Raw genomic sequence first — 8,758 nt, forward strand, 5'->3', positions numbered from 1 at the left:
TGACCGATACCCCAGGAATCGCCAATAGCTTTTCCAATGCTGCCGTATTATCACTGGACATTTTCTTGATGGGCACGAAATAACCTGGCTTTACCCAAGATTGCGTTAACTTCTTATCTATCTCGTCAGTGGACATATTAAGCATACCAGCGACCTTTTTGACCGTTTCGGTTTCGTTAGTCATTTTCTCTGGCACAATCCCCACTTCCGAGACCGTGCCATTCATGGCAAGTCCGCGCTCATTCCGGTCGACAATTTCCCCGCGAATGGCTGGATAGGTTTGAACCGATATCTTTTCACCAGCTTTCAACTGGGGGAATATATAGCTTTCATCCCACTTAATGTACCAATTCTCCTGGTCACCCTCCCCTTCCTTGATAAGGGTCGCCTGATGATCGGAATTGACCTCCCCTGCCATCGTTGACATATCAACGGTATAAGCAAGATTTACTTCTTCTCCATCTTTATGCTTTTTTTCTTCTTTGGGCTGTTTATAATTCACCTTTAACTGGTCCACTTCTATGCCCTTATAGATTTTTTCATAACGCTCCGCAAATTCATCCGCGCTGATTTCTTTCTTCGTTTCAGGTGACAAATATTCATACATCTTCGTAAAATCCTGTTTATTCCAAAGTTTGGTGTATGCCGCAAAGCGCTCTTCCGGACTTGGCTCATCCGAGCAGCCGGCCAGGAACAGTACGCTCATCAACAATAAGCTGGAAACTAAAGCCAGTTTCTTCATGATTTCCTCCTAATGAATAGTTAGAATGATATACGTATAGTTTATCAAAATATTAGGGGAATGGGGGAATTTGTATGACCAATTTCTTCATTTTGCTACTTTATCATAGTTTTACTAAAGCATAAGTCCTGGATGCCGGACCCAGATTGTAGAAAAAACCGGGGCTATCCACATGTCCTCCGCCCGCGAAAAGCTAAGCCCCTGCTGTGAAACGGAACTGATAAAGGACAAATCCAAAACATGGTAAACATCAAACTTCCTCTCTTTATCACGCTAAGTGGAATGAAACGAAACAACCGGATCTTAAAAACAAAAAACCGCAGACAACTCCATTACCGAGCTGTCTACGGGCATAATTTTTTGAACATGGACTATAGCATTCTTTTTTTTCGGCTTTTTTTCTCATGCAGCCATTTCTTCAAGAAGAAGAAGCCTAAGATGGATGAAATGATAAGACCGCTTGTCGTAACGAATACAGCTACCCATTCATATAAGGTATAATCCATATACGCTTTCCAAGGCAATCTCTTTTTCCAATCTTCAATGTAAAGATTCATCCCGAATATTCCTGAGACGACCGTATAAATCGTCAGGATCTGTAAGAGATAATTACTGCTCTTACCAGAGAGTTTATCCTGATTCTGATAGAGGTAAGAAAGCGTTTCTTTTACCTCCTTATAGAGCGGCGCAATCCTGAAGGTTTCATCCGTTATTTTGAATAGCTCTTTGCCTGACGCTGTGCTATTAACTTCAGTAAATAAATACTTCGTAGTAAACTCCGTGATCATGAAGATCAGTTGCTCCGTATTGGATTGATCTTTTTCGATATCTATCTGGGAATGCTCATGAACCAGCTTTAGCAGCACAATTTTATAGTAGAAGAAAAGCAATATCGAATAAAAGTTTTGGCCGTACATTTCATTTGCCAATTGCAACTGCAGCTTCCCTTTCGCTTTCGTGACACAAGCAAAATGGTACATGCTCGTAACATAGAAAGTTTCTTCACCCCACCTGTCATACACCCGCTCCTTGTAATACTTATCAATATAAGCGGGGTTCAATGCGCCGATGTATGGCTCTCCATCACTGTCGTATCCATTCAGCTCACTTGCCCGAAATAAATCATTTTTACTGATCACACGATCCTCAGGCAATTCAATATAACTGACGACATACATTCGTTCATCGATAAAGAAAGGCAAACTTCCGAAATAAGTGGGATCTGTCTGCTCCTCATCGATAAATTCCTCCATTGGCGGCATTAGTTCGTTGAAGATGAAATCCTTTACTTGTTCATACTCGTTTTTCCTGCAGCCGACTTTTGTCTTCTGTTCATCTTCAGCAATCGGTTCGAGAATTCGAAAAGTATCGGCAAAATATAGCACGTCATCGTACGAAAGCCCTTCAGGTAATGTAACACGCAGGTTCATCATGCCAATATGAAATGGGCATATGAAGATATCAACAGAATTAATGATGAATGAGGTAGTTAAAAAGGGGGATTCGAAGGTACAATCAATATCGAGCTTTTTCGTAAAACGCCTCAATCCTTCTTTTTCTTTCAAATTCGCTGGAAATAGGATCGGTTCGATATAGGGCATGAAATACTTTTCCAAATTGCGGTGTGAAATCTTATGCTCACCGTAAAATTGGCCTTGCTGTTCCATATCTCTCAAGTTCAAGAAAACGAAATGGTCTTCCAGCAACGTTTGCACAAATGTTTCAATTTTATTCCCTTCGAGCGTGAACGGAAATAGATACTGTTGGAAACTTCGCTTCGTTGAATCATTTTTTTCTAGCTTCACTTCCATAATTATATTCCTCCGATTAAACTGCGGTGTTCAAGGTTCGAACCATCTTGTTCCTTATCTTTACCCAAGTATACGTAAACAAAACGGAACATATTATAGAAATAAAATGGACAAATGAAAACAGAAAAAAAGATCCCCCGAGCTTTTGCTCGGGGGCCATCGAAAAGGGTTCTTCAACCCTCTTCACTTTAGGGTACTAGAAACTGATGTTTCTAATGAAAAATCCGATATTCGGACCATTTTAGCATGTAATTCGAAGATGATAAAACACCGAATTCCTTCATATTCGGCCTTCACACCGTATTAACGACCAATAAATCCCCATAGACAGAGACTGGCAAATGAATTTATAACTGTAGGAATAATGAAAAGCTTCAGCTCAGGCACTTTAGGAACCATGTTTTATAAGGGCGGGAAAGGGTAAATAAAAAAAGAAAAGGAGAGAACATCATGAAATCCGATAGCAATAAACAACCCTTGAAGTTTTTCCAAAAAGCAAATCATTCAAAACCTACCGAAAGGAAACAAATGAGTGATTTCATCAAAAAAATGAAGATGAATGGGCAAAACTCCCATTTAAACGGCAAAAACTCATGACACAATAGAAGGTCATGAGTTTTTTGCCATTAAAATTTGATTTCATTTCCCTGCAGATTGTACTTTACACATTTTTTGATACCGATTACATTCAAAAAATGTTTAATTTTCTTCATGGAGGTTGCCTGATATTCATCAACAATCGAGAATTCTTTAATATACGCGACTTTTTCCTGGACATTTGTATCTATATGATCTTGATTGCCTTCTTTTCCATTTGATTTTTCGCATGTGTACACCACAGCTTCACCGATTTTCCTGGTCGCCCTATCAAAATAAAAAGAAAACACAATGGCACATTCATCATCGTAAAAAGAGGGTTGAACTTTCATATTAATATCAATCATTAACCTTACACCTCTCTCCCTTTTGTTAAATACACTATAACAAAATTCAGAAAGGGAAATAGGTGTTCCAAACTACACTCCCATTTCTTCCACACCTTCTAAATGGACCTTATATCCCCCATGCATGGATAATTATAACTAGAGGAATATGCGCAAAAGAATAATCGTCAACGGAATAAAAAAAAACATCTTCATAAGAAGATGCTCAAAGGTCTGAATGAAAGCTTCAATTCTTATTATTTATATAAACCTGGAAGTTCTGCGTAAAGGCCTGGCAATTCAGTAGGAACGATTACGAAAGCAGCGATGAGAAGAAAAGATACGACTAATGCTTTAGTACTTTTTTTCATAGGTCAAACCTCCTTTTCTTATTAAAAAATATTGGTTAAAATAGAAATTAATTCTATAGTTATATTTAACCACACTTCATAAAACTGGATATTCCGACTAAATAATCTATTTAAACCGCTAAGGGCATGTACATACAGTTTTCACCGATTTTTCATGATAAAATATAACTCTAGGCATATTTTAAGGAGAATCATAATGGATTTTTTTGCAGTTGGACAAAAGATCAAAGAGCTACGTAAACAAATCGGACTTTCCCAAGAAGAGTTAGCATCCGGTATATGTACACAAGCACAGATCAGCAAGATCGAAAAAGGCGATGTCTATCCATATGCCTCCACCCTTTACTTGATTTCCCAACGGTTAGGTGTTGATGTAAACTATTTTTTCGATATTGGAATGACACCTAGGCTGGATTACGTGGAAGAAGTGATTTATCAATTAAAGATAGCCAGACGGACACGAAATTATGAGGAAATGCAGCAAATAGTCAAGGCGGAGGAAAACAGTCCCCTTTTTCTTCAGAATAAAAAGAACCATCAACTGATTCTTTGGCACAAAGGGATCTACGAATACGAAAAAAATAAAGACTTAGAAAAAGCCATTGAATTTATTTACAAGGCCATCGCCATTACTCATACTACGGATAAAATCTATTCGGAACGCGAGCTTGAAATTTTAAGCAGCCTTGGTGTCATGTATGTTGCCGAGGAACGGTACGAAAATGCATATGCCCTGCTAAAGAAAGCTTTGGATCACTTGAAGGCAATCCCCTTCATGACGGATAAGACGTTAAAGACCCGCCTGTCCTACAATTTTTGCAGGGTTTTAACACGCCTTGGCCGCTTTGAAGAGTCGATTGCCTGCTGTCAGGATTCCATCAAATGGTGCCTTGAACATGATCAATTATATGCTTTGGCCGATTTACATTATCATTTAGGCTACAATTACGAACTGGTGGGCAATTTTAAAGAAGGTAAAGACTACTTGGAGAAGTCAGCCTTCCTCTTCTCGTTGCAAAAAAATCATGCCTTTGTTACCTTCATCAACAAAAAGTTGGAAAGCTGGAAAAATGAAATGAAAATAAACTGATTCTTCATTTCAAAGCCATTCCCGCGGGAATGGCTCTTTCCCTTCACTTCACAATCGGCTCTCGCCCTTCAGCTTCAAAACCTGTATCTACATTTCAAATTTCACGTCAAAATGAAGTATAATAAAGAGATGCTTCAAAAATCACCTTATAAAAAAGGCCCCAGCACCCGCCGCTTTAGTTTTTATCGCGTGGGGAAAATGGATCCGGGGCTTTCCCGGCCGAAGTCTATATATCGAGACCACTTATATTCAAGGGCTTTTTTGACGATATTGACTTTTACGGGAGTTAAAGGAAAGTACGGCTTGCCGATGTGAATGATTCGTTCATTCTTAAGGCATAATCCGGAAAGGGAATGGTCATGAAAAAGGCAGCCTAAATGACGCCACGATGCCAAACCCTCGATTCAACGAGGCATGAATACGATTGTTAACGCACTGATCCTCATGATCAGCAAAAATATAATTTTTGGCAAACAGGGATGGACCCTAAAAGGAGGAGAGTATGGAGCGGGAGTTGTTGTTAGTTGGGGAGCGGCTGGCGGAATTGTTGGAGGCCGGGAATCCAGAAGATTCGGACGTGGTGAATCAAGGACTCCAGTTATACCGTCAGGGGCTTGTTGAAATTAAAGAAGAAGCGGCAGATACGGTAGCGGCCGAGGTACAGGACGAAACGCGCCATAAGGCCAGGTTGAATCTCCTCTTCCCTCAAGAGGGCAGCTGTACATGTGATTCAAGATTCATTTGCAGGCATCAAATGGCCGTTTTCTTTGCAGTGTACTCCGAACACGCTAGCGTTTCCGACTGGCTTAACGAATGGAAAGCACCAAAGATTGAATCGGCCGCCCAGGCTCTGCAGCAAGTAAAACGGGCAAGTGAATTACTGAAACAAGCGGAGGAAACTCCCATCATTCTGGATAAAAGCTATCCATCTTGGAAGCAATTCGTGGACGTCACCTTCTCGGAACACGTCGAGCCCCATATTGGCGAGCCAAACTATATGATTGAAAACCATATACAAACATACTTTAAACGCCTTAGTTCCAAAGCTCCGATGGAAAGGGAATGGAAACTGCTCTACCAATTCGTTACGCAATTTTGCACGATGCAGCTGACACTGAGAATGATTCAGCTACATAAAAGCCAGACCCAGACGATCAGGGTCTTTTATGCACTTGCTGTCGACCTTGCGGAAGAACTGCATGAAACCGTGCAGCCGCTTAGCCGGCAAGCGCGGCCATTTGCCTTTGACCCCTTCGTTTTCAGCATCAAGGAGGATGTAGCTAAGCTGCTGGACGGCGGATTCGGTCTTGAATATGAAAAAATCGATCTCTACCGGGAAATATGGAGCTACTTATTCTCCAACTCCTCGTGGCGCAAAGAGGAGCTTGAACGAATCAAGGAAGAACTTCCAGACAAGTATACGGGCACGACTGAGAGGACATCCTACTCCCTCGCAGCCATTCACCTATGTCTTCTGGAGAATCAAGACAAACAGGCCATTGAGCTTCTTCATGAATTGAAGAAGGATGCCTGTCCGTACATTTTCTATTGGCTGAATCTCCTGTCTGAATCAGACAACCGGTCACGCGGCATCCCATTCATTGAATTCATCATCGCGAATGTCCAGGAGTTCCTCGCAGATTTATCCGATTATTATCAGCGGGTGGATTTCGTAAGGACGTTTACGACTTTAATCAGCAGTTGCTGCTATAAATTGAAGCGAACGGATTTACTCGAGAAGTTTTACAGAGCCACCCTTCCGCACAGCTATTGGAACTATGCAAATTTTCTTTTTGAACAAGGACAATACAAAAAATGGGTGGAGATGCATATTTACTCTGAAATCAGCATTGACTTAATCAGCAGTGAGTCCATCAAAGAAGTGGTCTCTAAAGAGCCAGAGCTAATCCTGCCCCTATACTATCATGCGGTACAGGAAAAGGTTTCGTTAAAAAACAGGCCTGCCTATAAGCAAGCCGTCCGTTATTTAAAAAAGATGCGCACCATCTATAAAAAGACGAAAAAGGAAGACATCTTCGAACGCTATATTTTATATGTAGCTGATTCAACTAAACGGCTCCGCGCTTTCCAAGAAGAATTAAAAAGGGGTAAGCTTATCGATGTTTAATCCAGGGAAATTAAAAATCAAAATAGCGGCTCTCGAAAACGGATCCTACGCCCTTGGTGCCGTCAATGAGGACAATGCCTTCCTCAACACGAATCATATACGCAGGCTGCTCTTCAATTGGGATGACGCAAGCTTTTATGGCACGAAAATGGCTACCGATACCATGGATGGAAATCCTGTATTCATTCTTGATGCGTGGGGACTTCTCAATTTTTTTGCGAAGGAGAGCTTCAACTCCTTCATAGAATGGGAATGGTCCGAGATATCATCGCTTTGCCTGGCAGCGGCGCCCGTCCTTCATGAATCCATCGAGGCGGGCATCCCAGTGCCCGATTTCACCAATCTGCAGCTGGACTCCATTGGCTGGAAGCTGCCGGAAGAAGTCGAGGAGGAATTCGTCCCTTCATTTTGGGAAGAAAGCATTGCATTGGATCTACCCTCCCCAGATGCGGAAACGAATCGGACATTCATCGAAAAGTGGTATAACGGTGCCGCTAACATGTATTTAAAGAACTATTCACCCATGCACCATAAATGGAGCGAAGCCGTCGGCGCATTAAAGGATTCAAGACTTTCACCGGAAGAATTGCAGGCCTTTTTTGACAAAGAGAGCTGGCAGGAATGGCTAGGGACAAAGCCAGATCCGAAGCCTTTCACTATTGGACTCCGGTTAACCGAGCCACCTGATGGCAATGGGCCCTGGGTGCTCGACGTAACCCTCCGTTCCAAAAGGGATGAAAATATCGTTGAAACCTATACCGGAAAAAAACTGCCGCGCGGCTGGAACAAATATGCTAGCGAAGTGGTGCGGGCCACGAAACGCTGGCAGCTCGTCGTGCCTTGGCTTGGAGAAAACGGAAGGCTGAAAAGGGAGATTTCAGAAACGGACGCATGGGAGTTCTTGACCGATGCAAGTGAAAAACTTCTTTTCCTTGGCGTAGAAATCCTCCTTCCATCCTGGTGGCTTGCCTTGAAGGAATCCTCCTTGAAGGTGAAGGCCAAAGTAAAGAGCCAATCCAACCGCGGTCCTTCTTACGTAGGGCTGAAAGCTTTAATGGATTTTGATTGGCGCTTTTCATTGAATGGCAAGGAGCTCACCGAGGCGGAGTTCGAGGAGCTCGTCGACCAAAAAAGGCGGCTCGTCTTCATTCGCGGTCAATGGGTCAAGCTTGATCCGGCTTTCATTAAACAAATTCAGGTACTGATGGAAACAGCTAATGAAAAAGGAATACAGCTATCAGACCTGCTGCAGCAGGAATTATTGAATGGAGAAGATGAAGGTGGAGATATCGATGCGGAAAATGACGATATGCTCCGAATTCAATTTGAATTGAATCAGGAGCTCCGTAAGATGATCGGAAGGCTCAGGGAAGCCAAAAACATTTCCATCCTGCCCGTCCCTGCCGAACTTCAAGGCGACCTACGCCCCTATCAAAAGCTGGGCATGAGCTGGCTGCTTTTTTTAAGGGAGCATGGCTTTGGCGCTTGCCTAGCCGACGATATGGGGCTGGGGAAAACGGTCCAGATGATTGCCTACCTGCTTCATGTCAAAAACAAAGAAGGAGCCGGTAAAGAGCTGCCCGTTACATCCAGTGACGAGCAAAAGATTGAAACGATCATCGTCGAAGAGGAAGTCGGCCCAGGGGTCAGTGATGCAGAAGATACCCTTGTCCCCACTCCTGAACCTGTATCC

General features: G+C 42.4%; 6 protein-coding genes. 3 read left to right on the top strand and 3 right to left on the bottom strand.

Annotation, left to right across the window (positions count from 1 at the left end; translation table 11 throughout):
* The 3 genes from CVN76_RS16550 to CVN76_RS16560 form a co-directional block, all read right to left on the bottom strand.
* Positions 1 to 742: NTF2-like N-terminal transpeptidase domain-containing protein (locus CVN76_RS16550; protein WP_332850646.1), on the bottom strand; the 742-nt coding region annotated here is incomplete at its 3' end.
* Positions 743 to 1,113: 371 nt separating this feature from the next.
* Positions 1,114 to 2,553, bottom strand: coding sequence for a hypothetical protein (locus CVN76_RS16555; protein ID WP_100532179.1), 1,440 nt, complete (start codon positions 2,551 to 2,553; stop codon positions 1,114 to 1,116).
* A 626-nt stretch (positions 2,554 to 3,179) separates the two neighbouring features.
* Positions 3,180 to 3,497, bottom strand: coding sequence for a hypothetical protein (locus CVN76_RS16560; RefSeq protein WP_100532180.1), 318 nt, complete (start codon positions 3,495 to 3,497; stop codon positions 3,180 to 3,182).
* 546 nt (positions 3,498 to 4,043) lie between these two features.
* Between CVN76_RS16560 and CVN76_RS16565 the strand changes: the two genes are divergently transcribed.
* From CVN76_RS16565 to CVN76_RS16575, 3 genes are all read left to right on the top strand, one after another.
* A complete protein-coding gene (locus CVN76_RS16565; RefSeq protein ID WP_100532181.1) occupies positions 4,044 to 4,937 on the top strand; it encodes a helix-turn-helix domain-containing protein in 894 nt (297 codons plus the stop codon).
* Positions 4,938 to 5,439: 502 nt separating this feature from the next.
* The gene (locus tag CVN76_RS16570; protein ID WP_100532182.1) at positions 5,440 to 7,065 is read left to right on the top strand and encodes an SWIM zinc finger family protein; all 1,626 of its coding nucleotides are present in this window, start codon (positions 5,440 to 5,442) and stop codon (positions 7,063 to 7,065) included.
* Positions 7,058 to 8,758 (top strand): SNF2 helicase-associated domain-containing protein (locus CVN76_RS16575; protein ID WP_332850647.1); only part of this gene is annotated, 1,701 nt, incomplete at its 3' end. The genes CVN76_RS16570 and CVN76_RS16575, both read left to right, overlap by 8 nt.

This window comes from Bacillus sp. mrc49 (genome assembly GCF_002803435.1).